Raw genomic sequence first — 21,351 nt, 5'->3', positions numbered from 1 at the left:
AGGACGTGGACCCCTTGGCGCTGGTCCTGTCGGACGAGCCCCTGCCGGAGGGGGCGGCGAACGATCCGGAGGTCGCGAGGGCCCTGGCCGACGTGGCCGTGCTGCGCGAACAGCTCGCGGTCGCCGGACGGGTCCTGGCCGGTCAGGGCCCTCCATCCGCTCCGGCCGACCGGGATCCCCCGCCCGCTCCGGCCGACCAGGGACGGTCGCACCAAGGACGGTCGGACCGGGGCCGGTCGCGCCGGGGGCGCATCCTCGCGTGGACGCTCGCCGCCTCGGCGGCGGTGGTGGCGCTCGGCGCCGGCGGGTCCTTTCTGGCGGCCCGCGGCGGTGACACCGGCGGCCACGAGGCGAAGCTCACCCCCTCCGGCGTCGTCGCCTGCTCCACGGACGTCGCGGAGGGGACGGTGACCCGCGTCGAGCCGCTGCCCGGAGCCGGGGAGTTCCGGGTGGTGCTCCGGGTGGACCGGACGTACAAGCCGGCGGACGGCCCGCGGCGGCTCACCTTCGACTCGGCCGGTGCCGACGGGCCGCGCCTCCGGCCGGGCAGCCGCGTGCTCGTCCTCGTCCCGGCCTCTCCGGGAGAGCCCGCGATCACCTTCCGGGAGGGGGCGCCCCCGCCGGGCGAGGTGGGGGAGGACGTCGGCCCGGTGCGGGACGAGCTGGAGTACGGCCGCGCATGGGTCGAGTCCGCCCTGCCGGGGGCCGAGGGCCTGGAGTGCGGGGGCGACGGGTGAGCGCGCCCGGCGGAACGCGGAAGGGGGCGGACACCGGAACCGGCGCCCGCCCCCCGATCACACGGTGTTACGGGGTGACCGCGCCGATCACGACGCTGCCGGTGCCCGCGACGGTGCCGCGGGCGTTGACCAGCTGGACCTCGCCGAAGAACTGGCGTCCCTCGGGAGCGGCGCCGGCGACGACGACCTCGGCCGCCACCGCGGCGGACCCGCCGTTGGGCAGGGCGACCGGCTTCGAGCCGTCGACCTTCACGGTGCCGAGCGCGGACGAGTAGTACACGTCCTTGTAGTCGTACGTGGTGCCGCCCGCGGCCTGGACCGAGTAGCCGTCGATCACGACGGTGTACGTGCCCGCGGCCGGCTTCACCAGGGAGACGGCCTCCTCCGAGTCGCCGTCGGCGGCCTGCGCGACCTGCTTGCCGTTCAGCAGCACGGTCAGGTCGAGGTCGGCGGCCTTGTCGGAGGTGTTGCCGATGCCGATGTCGAGCCGCTCGACGCCCTCGCCGACGGTGACGGTCCGGGTCTGCGTCTCGTGGTGCCGGATGGTCGGCGTCTCGGTCTTCTGAGAGCCGAGGGAGCCGCCCTTGAGGGTGCCCTCGATGCCCGCGAACCGGTTGGTGACCGTCCACCGGACGGCGGCCGGGGTGCCGACCTGCGCCTCCGGGACCGTCTGGACGGCCGGGTCGAAGTCGACGCCGAGGGCGGAGACGCCCAGGGTGTACGGGTTGTCCAGGTCCGGCGACGTGCGGCGGGACTCGACCTCGATCTCCCAGACGCCCGGCGTCGGGTTCGCGTAGGAGCGCAGGTCCGGGCGGCAGGTGTTGGCCGGGTTGTAGTGCGGGTAGCACTGCGTGGTCGCGCTGTCCTCGATGCCCACGCCGTACGGGTGGATCGAGATGAACCGGGTCTGGCTCTTCGCCTTCAGACCGCTCAGCGAGACCTCCAGCGTCTTGACGCCCTCGGGCACGGTGACGAAGTAGGAGGTGCTGCTGTTGCGCTGCACGGAGCCCTGGGCGGTGAAGCCGTAGCCCGGGGCGGCCAGGTCGTGCGCGACGACCGAGGTGGCGAGGATCTGCTTGTCGACGCCCTCGGTGCGCTCGTCGTCGGCCTCCAGGATGACGCTGTGCACGCCGGCGGTGGCCGCCTTGGCCTGGAGCTTGACGGTGACCGGCTTGTTCAGCGGCAGGTAGATCCGGTCCTCACCGACGATGCGGAAGGTGCCGTCGTTGTACTTGAGGTCCAGGTCGTGCCGGACCGGGCGGTCCGGGCCGCTGGTGCGCGTGACGACGACGTCGTAAACCCGCTTCTGGCCGACCTTGAGGCCGCCCTCGCGGTCGTACACGCCGGTGCCGGTGTGCGGGGCCGGGAAGATCGCGGTGTCGACCGGGGCCTGCACCTTGTAGTCGTGGGCGGTCGCGCCGTCCTTGATCGACTCCCAGGCCTCCTCGATGTCGATGAGGCCGGCGCCCTGCTCGTGCGCGGCGACACCGGGGATGCGCTTGGCGGTGGAGGTCAGCGCGGTGCGCAGGGTGAGCGGGGAGAGCGCGACGCCCTTCTGCTTCGCGGCCGAGATCAGCAGCGCGCTCGCGCCCGCCGCCTGCGGCGAGGACATCGAGGTGCCGTTGAGCATGCCGTAGCCGGCGGGCAGGGCGTACCCGGCCTCGGCGACGCCGGCGCCCGGCAGCCAGGTCGGGATGGTGTTCACGGCCGAGCCGGGGGCGGTGATCGTCGGGGTGAAGCCGCCGTCCTCGCGCGGGCCGCGCGAGGAGAAGGGGAACATGGCGTACTTCTTGTCGACGGCCGAGCCGTAGTTGGCGGCCCAGGTGTCCCTGGAGACGGCCGCGCCGACCGAGAGGACCTTGTCGGCCAGGCCGGGGTCGCCGATCGTGTTGATGCCGGGGCCCTCGTTGCCGGCCGAGATGACCAGCTGGACGCCGTACTGGTCGATCAGGCGCGTGTAGAGGCGGGCGCGGACGTTGTCGCCGTCGTTCTGCTGCGGCAGGCCGCCGATCGACATGTTGACGATGTCGACGCCGCGGTTGACGACGAGGTCCGTCATGCCCTCGGTGAGAGCGGTGTTGGTGCAGCCGCCGGTCCAGGTGCACGCGCGCGAGGAGACGATCTTCGCGCCGGGGGCCGCGCCGTTCATCCGGCCGCCGAAGAGACCGCGGGCGGCGGTGATGCCGGCGACGTGGGTGCCGTGCGAGGACTCGACGAGACCGATGTTGACGAAGTCGGCCTTCTTGCCGACCCAGTCGCCGCCGGCCGGGTCCATCGGGACGTCCTTGCGGATCTCCACGACGAACGGGGTCTTCTCGACGACCTCGGTGGCCGGGTTGTCGGCGCCGAAGTACCCGATCTGGTAGCCGTCCTTGTACGGCTTCATCGGCGCGTTGTCCGTGAAGTCGTTGTTCTGGTCGGTGTCCACGCGGACGGTCCCGGCGGCCGGGTCGTACAGCAGGCCGAAGACGTCGGTGGTGTCGCCGTCCCGGTTGATGTCGCCCTTCGGGTCGCCGCCCGCGGTGACCGACTCGCTGAAGCGGCTGAACTGGTACGCGCCCGCCGGGGCCTTCCAGCTCTGCGCGGAGGCGGTGAAGACGGGACCGGCGACCGGGGTGATCTGGGCGCGCCAGGTGGCGTCGCCCTCGGTCAGCGGGTCCGTGGCGGTGACCCAGTCGACGATCTTGCGCTCGCCGGTGGTGGTCTTCTGCAGGGCCGGGTGACCGAGGTCGACGCCGGAGTCCAGGATGCCGATGGTCACGCCGCGGCCGTCGGCCCGGGGGTGGCTCTCGACGAAGTCGACCGCGCCCGTCTCGTGGGAGGGGTTGTACGGGTTCTTCGCCGGGGTCTTCGCACCGGGGGCCGGGTACGTCTGCGCGACGGTGGTGCCCTCGACGGGGCCGGTCGCGGCGCCCGCGTCCGGACGCGGGTCGTCCAGCGGGATCTCGGCCTGGAGGTCGACGGCCTGGACCGAGGAGAGCCCGGTGGCGGCGCGGATGGCCGCCTCGGCCTTGGCGGTCGGCAGGGTGGCGCGGACGTAGCCGAGCGCGTCCTGCCGCTTGCCGACGGAGGCGCCGGCGACGGCGTCCAGCTGGGCGGCGACCTGCTCGGTGGCGCCGGGGGCGGTGGCGACGAGGACGGTGACGTTCTTCTCGCCGCTCGCCTGGGCCTCGGCGAGGCGCTGGGCGTCGACGGCGCCGAGCTTGTCGGCGGAGTCCGACGACTTGACCGGGGGAGTGGTCCCCTGGTCGCCGGAGGCGAGGGCGGGCACGGTGCCGGTCGCGACGAGCGCGGCGACGAGACCGGCGGCGGCCGCGACGCGCGCCGCTCGTCTCCGTCCGGGCACCGAGGACCGGGCTATGGGGCCCTGGGTCTGGGGGGTGGCCATGTGCATCCCTGTCTGTGAAGGAGAGGGTCCGGATATCGGTTCCGGATGACCGCTCACCCTTTCGTAAATGACACGGTTTTGGGGAGAGTTGACGGGCGGCGGATGTGCCCGGTGGCGTAAACCCGCCAGCGGCCCCGATGCGCCAGGGGGAAGGAAAGGGCCCCAACCGGGGCGTCACGCCCCGGGGAAACGGCCCCGGCCCGGGTCGGGCGGGGTCCCGGTCGGATGCGATACGGGGCGGGGCGGGGCGAACACGGGTGGCGGGGCGGGACGACCACGGGCGGCGGCCCGGCCGGGCGGCCCGGCTCTTTTCGGCCGTTCCCCGGCCTCCGTGCCCCCGCCCGCCGCCTCCTGCGGCCTCCGTCTCGCGACGGGACGTACGGACCCTGCGTACGGGTCCTAACCTCGTTGCATGAAAAAGGAGTTGAGGGTGGCGGCCTACGCCGTGTGCGTCCGGGGCGACGAGATGCTCCTCGCCCGCTGGGTGGCGGGCGACGGCAGCAGGCTGTGGACCCTGCCGGGCGGCGGCATGGACCACGGCGAGGAGCCCGCCCGGACCATGGTGCGGGAGGTCGAGGAGGAGACCGGGTACACCGCCGCACCCGTCGCCCTCCTCGGCATCGACTCCGTCCGCCGCTCCTGGCCGCGCCGCTTCGCCGCACCCGGCGACCTCCAGGGCCTCCGCATCGTCTACGAGGCCCGGATCGCCGGCGGCGAGCTGCGCCACGAGACCGGCGGCTCCACCGATCTGGCCGCCTGGCACCCGCTCTCCGCCGTCCCCGGCCTGCCCCGCGTCGAACTCGTCGACATCGGCCTCGACCTGTGGCGGGAGCGGCCTCCGACCGGCCGTTCCCGGCTGAGCGTGCCGCGCGACCCCACCCTCCCGCCGAACGGCTGAAAACGGCTCAACCGTCCCCGGGCCGCTCAACCCTGCCGACACCCCGCCGGGTCCTGCCCGCCGACCGCGGCACATCCCGTACGTGCCGCGCAGAGTCCGGGAGAGCCCGCATGTCAGCCGTACGCACCCTCCGCACCGCCGTCGCCGCCACCCTCGTGGCGGGCCTCACCGCCACCGCCCTCGCCACCCCCGCCCTCGCCGCCCCCGAGCCCCGGCAGCGCGACCACGCGGCCACGCAGCGGGCGCTCCAGGCGCAGGTCGACGCGGGCGTGCCCGGCGTCGTGGCCCAGGCCCGCGACGGGCGGAAGAACTGGACCGGCACCGCCGGCGAGCGCGGCGGCGACGACCACTACCGGATCGGCTCCCTCACCAAGACCTTCGTCGCCACCGTCCTCCTCCAGCTCCAGGCCGAGGGCCGGATCGACCTCGACGACCCGGTCGAGAAGTGGCTGCCCGGCGTCGTCCGGGGCAACGGCCACGACGGCCGGAGGATCACCGTCCGCCAGCTGCTCAACCACACCAGCGGCGTCCACGACGTCACGTCCGACCCCGCCTTCCAGGAGAAGGTCTTCGGCCCCGGCTTCCTGGAGCACCGCTACGACACCTGGACCCCCCGGCAGCTCGTCGCCATCGCCCTGGCCCACCCCGCCGACTTCCCGCCCGGCACGAGCTGGAGCTACTCCAACACCAACTACGTCCTGGCCGGCATGATCGTCGAGAAGGTCACCGGCCGCCCCTACGGCAAGGCCGTGGAGAACCGGATCGTCAAGCCCCTGAAGCTGCGCGGAACCAGCGTCCCCGGCACCCGCCCGTCGATGCCGGAGCCCAGCAGCCCGGCCTGGTCCAAGCTCTCCCAGGACCCGGACGCGCCCGTCCACGACGTCTCCCGGCTCAACCCGTCCGTGGCCGGGGCGGCGGGCGAGATGATCTCCGACTCGAACGACCTCCAGACCTTCTACCGGGCCCTCCTCAAGGGCCGGCTGCTGCCGAGGGCGGAGATGCGGGAACTGACCGCCACCGTCCCGGTCTCCCCGGAGGTCCCGCAGATCCGGTACGGGCTCGGGATCATGTCGGAGAAGCTGAGCTGCGGCAAGGAGATCTGGGGCCACAGCGGCGGCATCCACGGCTCCGGCACCGAGGGCCGGGTCACCCGCGACGGGGAGCACTCCCTCGCCCTGAACTTCAACGCCGACTGGACGGGCGACAGCGCCGCCGTCCTGGAGGCCGAGTTCTGCGGCACCTCCCCCGAATGACCGGACCGGCCGAGTCCTGCGGCACCTCCGCCAGGAGCCAGGTCACCGGGGCAGGACGACGACGTACGCGGCCGGGTGCCGGTCCGACGCGGCCATCAGGGCCGTACGGACCACGGTGGCCTGCTGTTCCCCCGCCTCGCGCAGCTTGCGCGGGGTGAGGTGGACGACGGTGATGCCGAGCCGCTCCAGGTGCTCGCGCTTGCGGGCGTGCTCGGACCACAGCTCGTCGTCGTCCTGCCGGGGCGCCCGGGTGTCCAGCTCGACGGCCACCGCCTGGTCGGGCCAGTAGGCGTCCACCCCGCCCAGGTGCGGGCCGCCCGGCAGCCGCAGGTCCACGTTCCACAGCGGGTCCGGGAGCCCGAACTCCCGCACCAGTCCGTACAGCCGCTCCTCGGAGAGCGAGCGCCCCTCGGTGAGCAGCGCGTCCACCGCGTCCACCACGTGCGGCCGGGAGAGCAGCCGGGCCCGGCTCAGCTCCCGTACGACCGTGCCCGGTTCGCAGTGCCCGCCGCGCACCGCCTCGGTGAGCAGCGCGCGGACCTCCTCCGGCCCGGAGAGGTCCGACACCGCGTCGGCGACGGCGCGGGCGACCGGGGCGACGGGGACGCCCGTGAGCCGGACGGGCTCCGGCGCCTCCGGGGCGCGCACCACCCGCACCCAGCCGGTCGAGCGCGGCCGCCGGGTGCGCGGCACCAGGACGTCGATCCGCTCCAGGGCGGTGAGCGGGGGAGCGGAGGAGAAGCCGTGCAGGGTCAGGGCGGCGAGCCCGGTGATCATCGCCTCCGGCTCCTGCCGCGGCAGCGTCCCGGGCCTGCGGGCGTAGAGCAGCGCGGCGTGCAGCCGGTCCTCGCTGGTGGGCGGCCCCGGCTGGAGCAGGAAGACGCCGGGCAGCACCTGCTGCCAGCCGCCGGGCCGGCACCGCGCGGCGGCCTCGGCGGCGGAGACGCCCCGCGCCCTCAACTGGTCGGCGGCGGCGAGCCGCGGGGCGCGCCCGGTGCGGGAGGAGAGGGGGAGGGGGCGGGGGGTGATGGGGGTGTTGTGGTTCATGCCGGGGGTCTTCCGCCGCCGAAGGCTCCCCTAACCCCTGTTACACGTTCGTCGACAATTGGGGACAAGGCCGCCCTAAAGTACGCGCGTTCGAATGCCGATGGGGCGCGGCCCCGTTCCGCGGACGCGACGACGGGGGCCGCGGGCCGGAGCCCGCGACCCCCGTCGCGTCCGACCGGTCGTCACTCCGCCGCGCGGTCGCACTCCTGCGCGCGCAGGGCCCGCGCCAGGTCGTCGCGGGCCTCCAGGACCAGGCGGCGCAGGGCCGGCGCGGCCGACTCGTGGGAGGAGAGCCAGGCGTCCGTGGCGGCCAGCGTCGCCGGGTCGTCCTGGAGCCCCGGGAACAGGCCCCGGACCACGTCCATGCCGATCTGGATCGACCGCTCGGCCCACAGGCGCTCGATCGCCGCGAAGTACTTCTCCGCGTACGGGGCGATCAGCTCGCGCTGCGAGGCCTGCGCGAAGCCCGAGATCGTCGCCTCGACCAGCGCGTTCGACAGGGTGTCCGACTCGACGACCTGCGCCCAGGCCTGTGCCTTGACCGCCGCCGAGGGGCGCGAGGCGAGCAGCCGCACCTGGTGGCGCTTGCCCGTCGCCGTGTCGTCCCGGGCCAGTTCCTCGCCGATCCGGGCCTCGTCCGCGCGCCCGTGCGCGGCGAGCGGCGAGAGCAGCGCCCAGCGCAGCTCCTGGTCGACGTCCAGGCCGTCGATCCGCGCCGTACCGTCCAGCAGCCCCTCCAGGAGCCGGAGGTCGTCCTCCGAGGAGGCCGTCGCCGCGAAGAACCGCGCCCAGGTCAGCTGGTGTTCGCTGCCCGGCTCCGCCGCCCGCAGCTCGCGCAGCCCGCCCTCGGCGAGCAGCCGCCCGCCCTCCTCGCGCCACTCGGGGGCCGCGTACAGGGTGACGGCCGACTTCGTCCAGGCGTGCACCATCTGGAGGACGCCGATCTCGGTCTCGCGGCCCGCGAAGGCCAGCACCACGGAGACGAAGTCCCGGGCCGGCGTCAGCCCGTCGCGGGTCAGGTTCCACAGCGCCGACCAGCACAGCGCGCGGGCCAGCGGATCGGTGACGTCCCCGAGGTGCTCCCGCAGGGTGGCGAGCGAGCCCTCGTCGAAGCGCATCTTGCAGTAGGTGAGGTCGTCGTCGTTGACGAGCACCAGGTCCGGCCGCTCCTCGCCCGCGAGCCCGGCCACGACCGTACGGGCGCCGGTGACGTCCGCCTCGGCCCGCGCGTACCGGGTGAGGGCGCCGTCCGCCCCCAGCCGGTACAGGCCCACGGCCGTCCGGTGCGGACGGAGTTCGTCGCCCTCCTGGAGGACGGCGAGCTCGGTGATCCGGCCCTCGGCGTCGTAGGTGACGTCCGGCGCCAGGACGTTCACGCCGGAGGTCTGGAGCCAGGACTTCGCCCACGTCTTCATGTCGCGCCCGGAGGTCTCCTCCAGGATCGCGAGCAGGTCGCCCAGGCGCGTGTTCCCGTACGCGTGGCGCTTGAAGTAGCGGCGCGCGCCCTCCAGGAACGCCTCCCGCCCCGCGTACGCCACGAGCTGCTTCAGGACGGAGGCGCCCTTGGCGTACGTGATGCCGTCGAAGTTCAGCTTGGCGTCCTCCAGGTCACGGATGTCGGCCGTGATCGGGTGGGTGGACGGCAGCTGGTCGGCGCGGTACGCCCAGGACTTGCGGTTGTTGGCGAAGGTCACCCAGCTGTTCGTGAAGCGGGTCGCCTCGGCGTTCACGAAGGAGCCCATGAAGTCCGCGAAGGACTCCTTCAGCCACAGGTCGTCCCACCACACCATGGTGACCAGGTCGCCGAACCACATGTGCGCCATCTCGTGCAGGATGACGTTGGCCCGCGCCTCGTACGAGGCCTGCGTGACCTTGCCCCGGAAGACGTACTCCTCGCGGAAGGTCACCATGCCCGGGTTCTCCATCGCGCCGAGGTTGTACTCGGGGACGAAGGCCTGGTCGTACTTCCCGAAGGGGTACGGGAAGTCGAAGTTGTCGTGGAAGAAGTCGAAGCCCTGCTTGGTGACCAGGAAGACGTCGTCCGCGTCGAAGTGCTTCGCGAGGCCCTTGCGGCACATCGCCCCGAGCGGGATCTCCAGGTCCCCGCGCCGGTAGGTGTCGGTCACGTAGTGGTACGGACCGGCGACCACGCAGGTGATGTACGTGGAGATCGGCGCCGTCTCGGCGAACCGCCACACGCCGTCGGCGTCCCGCTCCCCGGCGCCGTTCGACCAGACCGTCCACTCCTCCGGCGCGGTCACCGAGAAGCGGTACGGCGCCTTGAGGTCGGGCTGCTCGAAGTTGGCGTACACCCGGCGGGCGTCGGCCGGCTCGTACTGCGTGTAGAGGTAGACCTCGCCGTCCTCCGGGTCGACGAAGCGGTGCATGCCCTCGCCGGTCCGGCTGTAGGCGCACCGCGCGTCCACGACGAGCGTGTTCTCGTCCTCCAGGCCGTCGAGCGCGATCCGCGAACCGTCGAAGACCTCCGCCGGGTCCAGGGAGCGCCCGTTGAGCGTCACCGCGGTCACGGAGGGGGCGACCAGGTCCGCGAAGGTGCTCGTGCCCGACCCCGTGCGGCGGAAGCGGATCGTCGTCACCGAGCGGAAGGTGCGCACCGCCTCGTCGGACTCGCCGACCGCCGAGCGCAGGTCGAGGTCGACCTCGTACCCGTCGACGGACAGCAGCGCCGCCCGCTCGTGGGCCTCGTCGCGGGACAGATTCTCACCGGGCACGGTCACTCCTTCGTGGCGCGTTCGAAACAGCACCGATCCTCCCATGTGCCCCTGTCGCCCGGTGCACGGGAATGCCCTTCCGGGTCCGTGACGTTCTCCCCTTTCGGCGCACCGCCTTCCGTTCCGCGGCCGTACCGAGGAGTGACATGTCCGAGAGCAGGACCACCGCAGACTTCTACTTCGACCCGCTGTGCCCCTGGGCCTGGATGACCTCCCGCTGGATGCTGGAGGTGGAGAAGGTGCGCCCGGTCGACGTGCGCTGGAAGGTGATGAGCCTGGCGGTGCTCAACGAGGACCGGCTCGACGAGCTTCCGGAGGAGTACCGGGAGATGCTGGAGACCAAGGCCTGGGGCCCGGTACGCGTCGTCGTCGCCGCCCGGCAGCTCCACGGCGACGAGGTCGTCGGAAAGCTCTACACCGCGCTCGGCACCCGCTTCCACGACAACGGCGAGGGCCCGACCCGCGAGGCGGTCGCCGCCGCCCTCAGGGACGTCGGCCTGCCGGAGGACCTGGTGGAGTACGCCGACAAGGACACGTACGACGCCGAGCTGCGCGCCTCCCACAAGGAGGGCATCGAGAAGGTCGGCCAGGACGTCGGCACCCCGGTGATCGCGGTGCCCGGCCCGGACGGCGAGGAGGTCGCCTTCTTCGGCCCCGTGGTCACCCCGGCCCCGCGCGGCGAGGCCGCGGCCCGGCTGTGGGACGGCACGCTGCTCGTGGCGTCGACGCCGGGCTTCTACGAGATCAAGCGCACCCGGACGGCGGCGCCGAACTTCGAGTAGCCACCGGCCCCGTACGGACGGAAGAACCCCCGCGATTCACGTCATCGCGGGGGTTCTTCCTCATTCCGCCCGCACGTGAAGGTTGAGAAGACGATCACGAGTGGGACGACGGGGGGCGCCGGTCAGAACGAGATCAGCGGCACCGACGCCTTGGCGGCGTGGTAGCGCTTGTTCACGTCCTGCCAGTCGACGACCTGCCACATGGCCTCGATGAAGTCGACCTTCTGGTTCTTGTACTGGAGGTAGAAGGCGTGCTCCCAGGCGTCGAAGACCAGGATCGGGACCGAGCCCTGGCCGACGTTGCCCTGGTGGTCGTAGACCTGCTCGACGATCAGGCGGCCGCTGACCGGCTCGTACGCGAGGACGCCCCAGCCGGAGCCCTGGGTGGTCGCGGAGGCCTTGGTGAGCTGGGCCCTGAACTTCGCGAAGGAGCCGAAGGACTCGGTGATCGCGTCCGCGAGGTCACCGACGCCGTCGGCGGCCAGCGGCTCGCCGCCGCCCCCGTCCTTCGGGCTGTTCATGTTGTTCCAGTAGATGGAGTGGAGGATGTGGCCGGAGAGGTGGAACGCGAGGTTCTTCTCCAGTCCGTTGACCGCGCCCCACTGGTCCTTGTCGCGGGCCTCCTCCAGCTGCTCCAGGGTGTCGTTCGCGCCCTTGACGTAGGCCGCGTGGTGCTTGTCGTGGTGCAGCTCGATGATCTGCGGATTGATCACCGGCTCCAGCGCCGCGTAGTCGTACGGCAGCTCGGGAAGTGTGTAGATCGGCATGTGCCCGGCCCTTCGACTGCTCCTGCTTATTGCAACCTGTGTGCAGGTGCAGGCTAACAGCAGGTGCGGCCGGAGTTGATCAGTCCTTCGTCCTAGGTCCCGTGTCCGGGCATGGAGAAACCCCCGGACCGGGTGCGGTCCGGGGGTTTCCCGTCGGTGCGGGGCGCGCTCAGGAAGCGCGGTTCCGTGCCGCCCTCTGGCGTACGAGGCCGACGACGGCGAGCAGCAGGGTCAGGCCGCCCGTCGAGTACAGCTGCACGCGGGTGCCCTCCTCACGGGCCATCAGGACGAAGACCACCGCCATGCCGGCCAGCGCCACCCACGTCAGGTACGGGAAGGCCCACATCCGCACGACCAGCTTCCCGGGCGCCTCGCGCTCGGTGCGGCGGCGCAGCACCAGCTGGGAGGCGGCGATGAAGAACCAGACGACCAGGATGACCGCGCCGATGGTGTTGAGCAGCCAGACGAAGACGTCGTCGGGCCGCCAGTAGCTCAGCAGCACGCAGCCGAAGCCGAAGACGGAGGAGGCGAGCACGGCCGGGCGGGGGACGCCGCCGGAGGTGCGGCCGAGCGCCTTCGGACCCTGGCCGCGCGCGACGAGCGAGCCGGCCATGCGGGAGGCGCCGTAGACGTTGGCGTTCATCGCGGAGAGCAGGGCGACGAGCACGACCACGTTCATGATCTGGCCGGCGGCCGGGATGCCCAGGTGGTCGAGGGTGGCGACGTACGGGCCCTTCTCGACGACCGCCGGGTCGTCCCACGGCACCAGGGTGACGATGACCGCCATGGAGCCGATGTAGAAGAGCGCGATCCGCCACATCGCCGTACGGACCGCCTTGGCGACGCCCTGCACCGGGTGCTCCGACTCGGCCGCCGCGATGGTGACCGTCTCCAGACCGCCGTACGCGAAGACCGAGGCGAGCAGGCCCACGATCAGGCCCTCGGAGCCGTGCGGGAAGAAGCCGCCGTCGCCGGTGAGGTTGGCGGCGCCGGGAGCGTCCGCGCCGGGCAGCAGGCCGGTGATCGCCAGGACGCCGATGCCCAGGAAGAGGACGATCGCGCCGACCTTGAGGGCGGCGAACCAGAACTCGAACTCGCCGAAGTTCTTCACGGCCGCCAGGTTGGTGACGCAGAAGACCAGCATGAAGAGCGCGACCCAGGCCCACTCGGGGCTGCCGGGGAACCAGCCGGTCATGATCTTCGCCGCGCCGATGCCCTCCAGGCCGACGGCGACGCAGAGCAGGAACCAGAAGGCCCAGCCCGAGGTGAAGCCCGCCCAGGAGCCGAAGGCGCGTTCGGCGTGGACGGAGAAGGAACCCGAGGCCGGGTTCGCGGCCGACATCTCGCCGAGCATCCGCATCACCAGCATCACGAGGACGCCGGAGAGGGCGTAGGCGATGACGATGGAGGGACCGGCGGCGGCGATGCCGGCGCCGGAGCCGACGAAGAGGCCGGCGCCGATGACGCCGCCGAGGGCGATCATCGAGAGGTGGCGCTGCTTGAGGCCGTGGGAGAGCCCCTCGGCGGGGGCCGCGCCGTCGTCCTCGCGGTCGACGGGCGCGGGCGCGGTGGTCCGGGACATGGGCCGCCCTGTTCACTGGCTGAGACGGGGGAACGGGCCTCAGTCTGGGCGGGCGCACCGCTCAGGGGGAACAGATGTCCGCTATACGGGCACGGTCTTCACACAAGGTGAAGGTCTGGTTCCGTTTCGTGCGGGGCGCCGCACGGAACCCGCGCGCTCAGCCCCGCCGCGCCCGCAGTTCACGCGCCCACGCCACCATGAGTACCGCCCCGGTCGCCGCCGCCGACCACAGCACCTGCGGCCGCGCCCCCGCGTCGCACAGCATCAGCACGAGCACCGCGCCCATCGCCGCGAGCGCCACCCACGTCAGCCAGGGAAAGCCCCACATGCGCAGCGTCAGCGTCTCCGGCGCCTCCCGCTCGATCCGGCGCCGCAGCCGCAGCTCCGAGACCGCGATCAGGCCCCACACGAAGAGCAGCACCGCGCCGACCGCGTTGAGCAGGTAGAGGAAGACGGAATCCGGCCACTTCAGATTGAGCAGCACGGAGACGAAGCCGAAGGCCACCGAGGCGAGCACCGCCCGGCGCGGCACCCCTCCGCCCGAGACCTTCAGGAGCCCCTTCGGCGCCTCCCCGCGCTCGGCGAGCGAGAAGACCATCCGGGAGGAGCCGTACAGGTTCGCGTTGAGCGCCGACAGCAGCGCCACGAAGACCACCACGTTCATGATCTGGCCCGCCGCCGGCACCCCGATCGCGTCCAGGACCGCCACGTACGGCGACTCGCCCGGCTCCATCGACGTCCACGGCAGCAGGGTCACGATCACCAGCATCGAGCCCACGTAGAAGAGCAGGATCCGCCATACGGCGCTGCGCACCGCCCGCGCCACGTTCCGCGCCGGGTCGTCCGACTCGGCCGCCGCGATCGTGACGACCTCCAGGCCGCCGAAGGCGAAGACGACGGCGAGCACCCCCGACACCACTCCGGACCAGCCGTTCGGCAGGAAGCCGCCCTGCCCGGTCAGGTTGGCGAGCCCCACCGGGTCGGTGTCCGGGAGCCACCCCGCGATCGCGAGGACGCCCAGGACCAGGAAGAGGACGATCGCGCCGACCTTGAGCGCGGCGAACCAGAACTCGAACTCGCCGAAGTTCCTCACCGCCGCGAGGTTGGCGGCGGTGAAGACGGCCATGAAGACGAGCACCCAGCCCCACTGCGGGACCCCCGGCAGCCAGCCGTGCGCGATCCGGGCCGCGCCCGTCGCCTCCACGGCGAGGACCACGACGAGCAGGAACCAGTACAGCCAGCCCACCGAGAAGCCCGCCCACCGGCCGAGCGCCCGCTCCGCGTGCACCGAGAAGGCGCCCGACGCCGGCATGGCCGCCGACATCTCGCCCAGCATCCGCATCACCAGCATCGCGAGCGCGCCCGCGATCAGGTACGAGAGCACGATGGCCGGCCCGGCGACGGCGATGCCGGCTCCCGAGCCCACGAAGAGCCCCGCGCCGATCACCCCGCCGAGCCCCAGCATCGTCAGGTGACGCTGCTTCAGACCGTGGGACAGGGGCTCCGGTTCGGCGAGCGGGGATGGCGGCGGGGCGTCGGGCATGGTGAGGGGCTCGTGCTCTCGGGAGATGGCGCTTTATGGAGACTCCACAGTCTCTCCGTTGACCTCCCCTTGACGCAAAAGGGACGTCTCCCAGTGAGTTGCCAGTGACAAGGGTCACGTGGCGCGCGGCGCGAGAACCGTTCTTTGTCGGAACCGCATGAAGCGGTCGGCTTCCGCTTTGTCGGCCGCTGACGGTGATCGAACGTTCACTCCTGGCATAGCGTCAACCTGTCCGTCCACCCTCACCCCCGCGGAGTACCGATGAGCATCGCCGCCCCCGCCCGCTCCCTCCGGCCGGGTCTCGTCCTCGCCGACCTGATCCCGGCGAGTCGCGCCCGCGACCTCGCCCTCGTCGCCGGCGGAGCCGCCCTCACCGGCCTCGCCGCGCAGATCTCGGTCCCGGTCCCCGGCTCCCCGGTCCCGGTCTCCGGCCAGACCTTCGCCGCCCTGCTCGTCGGCACCGCCCTGGGCGCCCGCCGCGGCTTCCTCGCCCTCGCGCTGTACGCGGTGGCCGGCGCGGCGGGCGTGCCCTGGTTCGCGCAGGCCACCTCCGGCTACGGGATGCCGTCCTTCGGCTACATCCTCGGCATGCTCCTGGCCGCCACCGTCGTCGGCGCCCTCGCCCGCCGCGGCGCCGACCGCTCGGTGCTCCGCACGGCCGGCGCGATGGCCCTCGGCTCCGTGATCGTCTACGCGGTCGGCGTGCCCTACCTGGCCCTCGCCACCGGCATGACCCTCGGCCAGGCCGTCGCCGCCGGCCTCGTCCCGTTCCTGATCGGCGACGCCCTCAAGGCCGCCCTCGCCATGGGCGCCCTCCCGGCCGCCTGGAAGCTCGCCGGCCGCAGGGGCTGAGCCCCGTACGGCACGCGAGAGGGCCCCGGCGCACTCCGCGCCGGGGCCCTCTCGCGTACCCGCCGTCAGAGCTTCGCGGAGGACTTCCCGATCCGCTCGCGGACCACCGCGACCGCGACCACGAGCGCGGCCACGAGCAGCGAGAGCACGACCTGCTCCCGGGCGCTGCCGCCGTCGTAGAGCATGTAGCCGAGGACGAAGACGATCATGCCGATCGTCGCCCAGGTCAGGTACGGGAAGAGCCACATCCGCACGACCAGCTTCTCCGGCGACTCGCGCAGGATGATGCCGCGCATCCGCAGCTGGGTCACGCAGATGACCAGCCAGACGAAGAGCGCCACCGCGCCGGAGGAGTTCAGCAGGAAGGCGAAGACGGTGTCCGGCCACTCGTAGTTGAAGAAGACCGCGACGAAGCCGAAGACGACCGAGCCGAGGATCGCCGCCCGCGGCACGCCCCGCGCGTTGGTGCGGGCGAAGGCCTTCGGGGCGTCACCGCGCTGCCCGAGCGAGAAGGCCATCCGGGAGGCGGTGTAGAGGCCCGAGTTCAGGCAGGACAGGACGGCCGTCAGGACGATCACGTTCATGACCTGGCCGGCGTGCGGGATGCCGATGGAGTCGAGGGCGGCGACGTACGAGCCCTTCTCGACGATCGACTTGTCGTTCCACGGCAGCAGGGTCAGGACCACGAAGATCGAGCCCAGGTAGAAGACGCCGATCCGCCAGATCACGCTGTTGGTGGCCTTGGTGACCGCGCGCTGCGGGTCCTCCGACTCGCCGGCGGCCAGGGTGACGATCTCGCTGCCCATGAAGGAGAAGACGACCATCAGCACACCGGTGAGGATCGCGCCCGCGCCCATCGGGAGGAAGCCCCCGGCGTCGGTGAGGTGCGCGAACCCGGCGCCCGGGTTGTCCGAGCCGGGCAGCACGCCGAAGACCGCGAGCAGGCCGACGACGACGAAGGCGCCGATGGCGACGACCTTGATGCCGGCGAACCAGAACTCGAACTCGCCGTAGGAGGAGACCGAGGCGAGGTTGGTGGCGGTGAGCACCACCATCACGATCAGCGCCCAGGCCCACTGCGGCACGGCCGGGACCCAGCCCTCCAGGATCACCGCGCCCGCGGTCGCCTCGACGGCGAGCACGACGACCCAGAAGAACCAGTACAGCCACCCGATGCTGAAGCCTGCCCAGCGGCCGAGGGCCTGGTCCGCGTAGGCGGAGAAGGAGCCGGAGGAGGGCCGCGCGGCGGCCATCTCGCCCAGCATCCGCATGACGAAGACGACCATGGCGCCGACGAGGGCGTAGGAGAGGAGGATCGCGGGGCCGGCCGCGGCGATGCCGGAGCCGGAGCCGACGAAGAGGCCGGCGCCGATGACGCCGCCGATGGCGATCATCGAGAGGTGGCGGTTCTTGAGACCGGCCTTGAGGCCGTCGGAGGTCTCGGGCGTGCCGGTGGTGCCGGCCGTGCCGTCGTCCTTCGTCAGGATCGGTTGCGTGTTCATGGACGCTTCCTCGTGTGTGGGGGTCGCTCGGGTCGCGAGCCCGGGCATTCAACCCCGGGGGAGGGGCTGATCGGAAGCCCCTATTCCGGATCGTTGTACGGACGGACGCGCGAGGGCCGAAGGTCCGTACCGGGACGGACGAAGGTCCCGACCCCGCTGCCCACTACCCCGGCCCGGACGTGCCACACTCGGCACCATGCGCGTCTACATCGGTTCCGACCACGCCGGCTACGAACTCAAGAACCACCTCGTCGAGTGGCTGAAGGCCCACGGCCACGAGCCCGTCGACTGCGGTCCCCACGTCTACGACGCCCTCGACGACTACCCGCCGTTCTGCCTGCGCGCCGCCGAGCGGACGGCCGCGGACCCGGAGAGCCTCGGCATCGTCATCGGCGGCTCCGGCAACGGCGAGCAGATCGCCGCGAACAAGGTGAAGGGGGTGCGCGCCGCCCTCGCCTGGAGCGAGCAGACCGCCGCCCTCGGCCGCGAGCACAACAACGCCAACGTGATCTCCGTCGGCGGCCGGATGCACACCGAGGAAGAGGCGACCAAGTTCGTCGAGATCTTCCTCAGCACCCCGTACTCCGGTGACGAGCGCCACACCCGCCGGATCGACATGCTCACCGCCTACGAGAACACCGGCGAGCTCCCCCCGATCCCGGCCCACCACCCGCAGGAGCCGACCGCCTGATGCCCGAGGGGCACACCATCCACCGGCTGGCCGCCGACCACCGCGAGCGGTTCGGCGGCCGGCCCGTGCGGGTCTCCAGTCCGCAGGGCAAGTTCGCCGACTCGGCCGCCCTGCTCGACGGCGCCGTCCTGGAGACCACCGAGGCCCACGGCAAGCACCTCTTCCTGGGCTTCGCCGGCCGGGGCTGGGTCCACATCCACCTCGGCCTCTTCGGCAAGGTGACCTTCGGCGACGCCCCCGCCCCGCCGCCCACCGACACGGTCCGGCTGCGGCTCGCGAACCCCGACGCGTACGTCGACCTGCGCGGCCCCACCACCTGCGCCCTGATCACCGACCCCGAGAAGCGGGCGGTGCACGACCGGCTCGGCCCCGACCCGCTCCGCGACGGCGACGACCCGGACCGCGCCTGGCGCCGCATCTCGAAGTCCCGCACCACCGTCGCCGCCCTCCTCATGGACCAGAAGGTCGTCGCAGGCGTCGGCAACGTCTACCGCGCCGAGGTCCTCTTCCGGCACGGCATCGACCCGTACCGCGCCGGCAAGGACCTCACCAAGGCGGAGTGGGACGCGATCTGGGCCGACCTGGTGCTGCTCATGCGCGAGGGCGTACGGCTCAACCGCATCGACACCGTACGGCCCGAGCACACCCCCGAGGCCATGGGCCGCCCGCCGCGCGTCGACGACCACGGCGGCGAGGTGTACGTCTACCGGCGCGCCCGGCTGCCCTGCCACATCTGCGGCACCGGCGTCCGCACGGCGGACCTGGCGGCCCGCAACCTCTTCTGGTGCCCGGCCTGCCAGACCCGCTGAAGGCCTCCCCAGGGGGTGTCCGGCACATGCCCGCGGCGTCCGGCACGCACGCTCGCCGCGTTGCCGAATCGCCCACGCGGCTCCGCCACGAGGGCGCTCCGGCGCCTTGCGATCGCACGCACCGGACGCCGCTCCTTCTCCCGCGCTCATTCGTCGGACACCCCCTAGAACCGGTGCGGCAGCCACGGCGCGACCGGTGACCCGAACGCCAGCGACGCCTCCACCAGCGCGCCCTCCCGCAGCTCCCGCACCCGCCCGGCCGCCGCCAGGGACGTCAGCGGGATCCCGCCCAGGTACGCCGCCCCCAGCTCCCGCACCGAGAGCGACAGGTCCGCCGGGTCCGAGGTCCGGACGCACGTCGCGCCCTCCGCGTCCCCGGTCAGCCGCCAACGCCCCTCGTTCCACGGGCAGAACGCGTCCTCGACCTCCAGCACCACGTCCACCGGCGTCCGGTACGTCCGCGCCTCCAGGGCCGGACCCACCTCCACCAGGCGCGCGTGCAGCGCGTCCCGCAGGGTCGGCGCGCACCGCCGCACGTCGCTCACCAGGTGCTGCCAGCCGTCGTCCACCGGCCGGTCGCCTATCCGCACCGACGACGTCAGGTCCACCGACCACAGGAACCGCCACAGCGCCGCCCCGGCCACCGGGTCGAGCGCCATCAGCCCGTGCACGTCCACCGCCCCGTCGGACCCCGTGGCCGACCACTCCGGTCTGATCGCGTAGTGGGTGAACCCCACGACCTCCCCGTCCCGCTCCGCGAGCACGCACAGCCGGGGCGACGCCCCGCCCCGCTCGGCCGGGGGGTCGATCAGCGGCAGCCGCTCCCAGCCCGGCCGCCGGGCGAGCATCCCCGGCCGCGAGGACACCAGACGCGCGTAGACCGCCTCGCACGCCGCCGAGGACTCCACGAGGTCCGCCTGCCGCAGCACCACCCCGTCCACGCCCTCCGGCACGGCGAGCCGCACCCGGGTCGTGTCGACCGTCGCCCGCAGCGCGTACGCCGCGATCCCGTAGCCGAACCGCCCGTAGATCTCCGGCTCCGACGCCGTGAGCACCGCGAGGAACTCGCCCGCCGCCCGCAGGTCGTCCAGCTGCCGCCGCATCATCGAGGTCAGGATCCCGCGCCGCCGGTGCGTCCCCGCCACGCTCACCATCGTCACCCCGGCCGCCGGTACCGACGCCCCGCCCGGAACCGTCATCCGGAAGGAGAACGCCCCCGCCGTCCCCACGCACAGATCACCGTCCCAGGCGCCCAGGGAACGGTCGAACTCGGTCAGGTTCCGCCACAGCCGTCGTTCCTCGGGGGACTCGGCCACCCCTCCGAAGGCGAGTTCGAGGACCCCGTACCAGCGATCCCATTCGAGCGGGTCGAGAACCCGCAGCTCAGTAGTCATATGCCAAGTCATATGCCATCGATGTCAGCGGCCCGCGCCCGGGGCGACCCGCTTTCGCGCACATTGTCACCGGGGTACCCCTGCACGGCGCCGGGCGGGATGGATAGGGTCCAGGCCAATGGGACACCGCGACGGAGCGAGCGCGTACACGGCCCGGACACGCAGGCGCGTGCGCCGGGCCCGCGTCGCGCTGCGCAGATCCGCCGTCGACCACTTCCGCGGGGACGGCGCCGACTGGCTCGCCCTCGCCGCCCTCCTCCTCACGGTCCCGGCCATCGCCGCCGGCACCCTGATCGACCCCGTCTGGTGCGCGCCCACCGCGCTCGCCCTGCCCATCGTGGCCGGCGGCCTGCTGCTGCGCCCCGCCAGCCTGCTCGGTCTGTACGCCGCCGCCGCGGGCGCCCTCATCGTCGAGTCCGTCGTCCTCGGCCCGTACACCCAGGGCCCCGCCCGGGTCACCCCCGGCACCGTCCTCGTCGTCGCCGCCTGCGGCCTCTTCGGCCTCCTCATCGCCCAGTTCCGGGCCCGCGTCGGCGTGCCCTGGCGGCGCGGCGGCACCATGCTCTTCGACCTGCGCGAACGCATCCGCGTCCAGAGCGCCCTGCCCCGCCTCCCGGGGGGCTGGCACCGCGAGATGGCGCTGCGCCCGGCCGGCGGCCAGTCCTTCTCCGGCGACTTCGTCGTCGCCGCCCGCACCCACGGCGGACGCACCCTGGAGGTCGTCCTCACCGACGTCTCCGGCAAGGGCATGGACGCGGCCTCCCGCTCCCTGCTGCTCTCCGGCGCCTTCGGCGGCCTCCTCGGCTCGCTCCCGCCGCACGGCTTCCTGCCCGCCGCCAACGGCTACCTGCTGCGCCAGAACTGGGACGAGGGCTTCGCCACCTCGATCCACCTCGTCCTCGACCTGGAGTCCGGGGACTACGAGCTCTACTCGGCCGGCCACCTGCCCGCCCTCCAGCTCCACGCGGGCAGCGGGCGCTGGGAGGAGAAGGAGGCCGAGGGGCCCCTCCTCGGCGTCTACGACGGCGCCGAGTTCCACCCGGTCAAGGGCTCCCTGCGCCCCGGCGACGTCCTGATGCTCTTCACCGACGGCCTGGTCGAGGCCGCCGACCGGGACATCGCCGAGGGCATCGACCGCCTCACCGGCGAGGCCGACCGCTGCGTCACCGACGGCTTCGACGGCGTCGCCTGGGACCTCATCGAGGCCGTCGCCAAGGACGTCAACGACGACCGGGCCCTGCTCCTGATCAGCCGCCGGACGTGATCTCCCGCACGACGGTTCGTCACCGGGCAGCGAGGGCATGGGGGTTGGTGGCACGATGGTGACAGCGGGGGGCGGCCGGACACGAGCTCCCTGGTGGGCAAGGCGGGACC

16 protein-coding genes are annotated in these 21,351 nt (G+C 72.8%); 8 read left to right on the top strand and 8 right to left on the bottom strand.

Going from position 1 to position 21,351, the window contains the following annotated elements:
• Positions 1-5: 5 nt before the first annotated feature.
• A complete protein-coding gene (locus ACFY7E_RS07090; protein ID WP_389481639.1) occupies positions 6-737 on the top strand; it encodes a hypothetical protein in 732 nt (243 codons plus the stop codon).
• 67 nt (positions 738-804) lie between these two features.
• Here ACFY7E_RS07090 and ACFY7E_RS07085 read toward each other — a convergent pair whose 3' ends face one another.
• Entirely contained in the window at positions 805-4,125 is a 3,321-nt protein-coding gene (locus ACFY7E_RS07085; protein ID WP_389481637.1) for a S8 family serine peptidase, read from the bottom strand.
• Between the two features lie 412 nt (positions 4,126-4,537).
• On the opposite strand from ACFY7E_RS07085, the gene ACFY7E_RS07080 reads away from it, so the two are divergent.
• On the top strand, positions 4,538-5,023 hold the full coding sequence (locus ACFY7E_RS07080) for an NUDIX hydrolase (protein WP_389481635.1): 486 nt from the start codon (positions 4,538-4,540) through the stop codon (positions 5,021-5,023).
• A 110-nt stretch (positions 5,024-5,133) separates the two neighbouring features.
• Complete coding sequence (locus ACFY7E_RS07075; RefSeq protein ID WP_389481633.1) at positions 5,134-6,276, top strand: serine hydrolase domain-containing protein; 1,143 nt, start codon at positions 5,134-5,136, stop codon at positions 6,274-6,276.
• A 42-nt stretch (positions 6,277-6,318) separates the two neighbouring features.
• Here ACFY7E_RS07075 and ACFY7E_RS07070 read toward each other — a convergent pair whose 3' ends face one another.
• Positions 6,319-7,323: a hypothetical protein gene (locus ACFY7E_RS07070; protein ID WP_389481631.1), complete on the bottom strand. Its 1,005-nt coding sequence runs from the start codon at positions 7,321-7,323 to the stop codon at positions 6,319-6,321.
• 182 nt (positions 7,324-7,505) lie between these two features.
• On the bottom strand, positions 7,506-10,055 hold the full coding sequence (pepN, locus tag ACFY7E_RS07065) for an aminopeptidase N (RefSeq protein WP_389481629.1): 2,550 nt from the start codon (positions 10,053-10,055) through the stop codon (positions 7,506-7,508).
• Between the two features lie 146 nt (positions 10,056-10,201).
• Between pepN and ACFY7E_RS07060 the strand changes: the two genes are divergently transcribed.
• Complete coding sequence (locus ACFY7E_RS07060) at positions 10,202-10,837, top strand: DsbA family protein (RefSeq protein WP_389481626.1); 636 nt, start codon at positions 10,202-10,204, stop codon at positions 10,835-10,837.
• 122 nt (positions 10,838-10,959) lie between these two features.
• Here ACFY7E_RS07060 and ACFY7E_RS07055 read toward each other — a convergent pair whose 3' ends face one another.
• From ACFY7E_RS07055 to ACFY7E_RS07045, 3 genes are all read right to left on the bottom strand, one after another.
• Positions 10,960-11,604, bottom strand: a complete 645-nt coding sequence (locus ACFY7E_RS07055; protein WP_389481624.1) for a superoxide dismutase — start codon at positions 11,602-11,604, stop codon at positions 10,960-10,962.
• Positions 11,605-11,773: 169 nt separating this feature from the next.
• Positions 11,774-13,186 carry an amino acid permease gene (locus ACFY7E_RS07050; protein WP_389481622.1) on the bottom strand — a complete coding sequence of 471 codons (1,413 nt, stop codon included), beginning with the start codon at positions 13,184-13,186 and terminating at the stop codon, positions 11,774-11,776.
• Between the two features lie 157 nt (positions 13,187-13,343).
• Positions 13,344-14,729, bottom strand: coding sequence for an amino acid permease (locus ACFY7E_RS07045; RefSeq protein ID WP_389481620.1), 1,386 nt, complete (start codon positions 14,727-14,729; stop codon positions 13,344-13,346).
• A 261-nt stretch (positions 14,730-14,990) separates the two neighbouring features.
• On the opposite strand from ACFY7E_RS07045, the gene ACFY7E_RS07040 reads away from it, so the two are divergent.
• Entirely contained in the window at positions 14,991-15,581 is a 591-nt protein-coding gene (locus ACFY7E_RS07040; RefSeq protein WP_389481618.1) for a biotin transporter BioY, read from the top strand.
• Between the two features lie 65 nt (positions 15,582-15,646).
• On the opposite strand, the gene ACFY7E_RS07035 is transcribed toward ACFY7E_RS07040, so the two are convergent.
• Positions 15,647-17,083: an amino acid permease gene (locus tag ACFY7E_RS07035; RefSeq protein WP_389481615.1), complete on the bottom strand. Its 1,437-nt coding sequence runs from the start codon at positions 17,081-17,083 to the stop codon at positions 15,647-15,649.
• A gap of 196 nt (positions 17,084-17,279) precedes the next feature.
• On the opposite strand from ACFY7E_RS07035, the gene ACFY7E_RS07030 reads away from it, so the two are divergent.
• Together ACFY7E_RS07030 and ACFY7E_RS07025 are read left to right on the top strand one after the other, a co-directional pair.
• Positions 17,280-17,774, top strand: coding sequence for a ribose-5-phosphate isomerase (locus ACFY7E_RS07030; RefSeq protein WP_383447666.1), 495 nt, complete (start codon positions 17,280-17,282; stop codon positions 17,772-17,774).
• Entirely contained in the window at positions 17,774-18,583 is an 810-nt protein-coding gene (locus ACFY7E_RS07025; protein ID WP_389481613.1) for an Fpg/Nei family DNA glycosylase, read from the top strand. The genes ACFY7E_RS07030 and ACFY7E_RS07025 overlap by 1 nt, the downstream gene beginning before the upstream one ends.
• A gap of 164 nt (positions 18,584-18,747) precedes the next feature.
• Here ACFY7E_RS07025 and ACFY7E_RS07020 read toward each other — a convergent pair whose 3' ends face one another.
• Entirely contained in the window at positions 18,748-19,977 is a 1,230-nt protein-coding gene (locus tag ACFY7E_RS07020) for a GNAT family N-acetyltransferase (protein WP_389481610.1), read from the bottom strand.
• A gap of 118 nt (positions 19,978-20,095) precedes the next feature.
• Between ACFY7E_RS07020 and ACFY7E_RS07015 the strand changes: the two genes are divergently transcribed.
• Entirely contained in the window at positions 20,096-21,241 is a 1,146-nt protein-coding gene (locus tag ACFY7E_RS07015; protein ID WP_389481608.1) for a PP2C family protein-serine/threonine phosphatase, read from the top strand.
• The last annotated feature ends 110 nt before the right edge of the window (positions 21,242-21,351 follow it).

The organism is Streptomyces sp. NPDC012825, from assembly GCF_042900925.1.
GTDB lineage: Bacteria > Actinomycetota > Actinomycetes > Streptomycetales > Streptomycetaceae > Streptomyces.
Note: the sequence above shows the minus strand (reverse complement) of the source record. Positions and strands in the feature narration are given on the sequence as shown.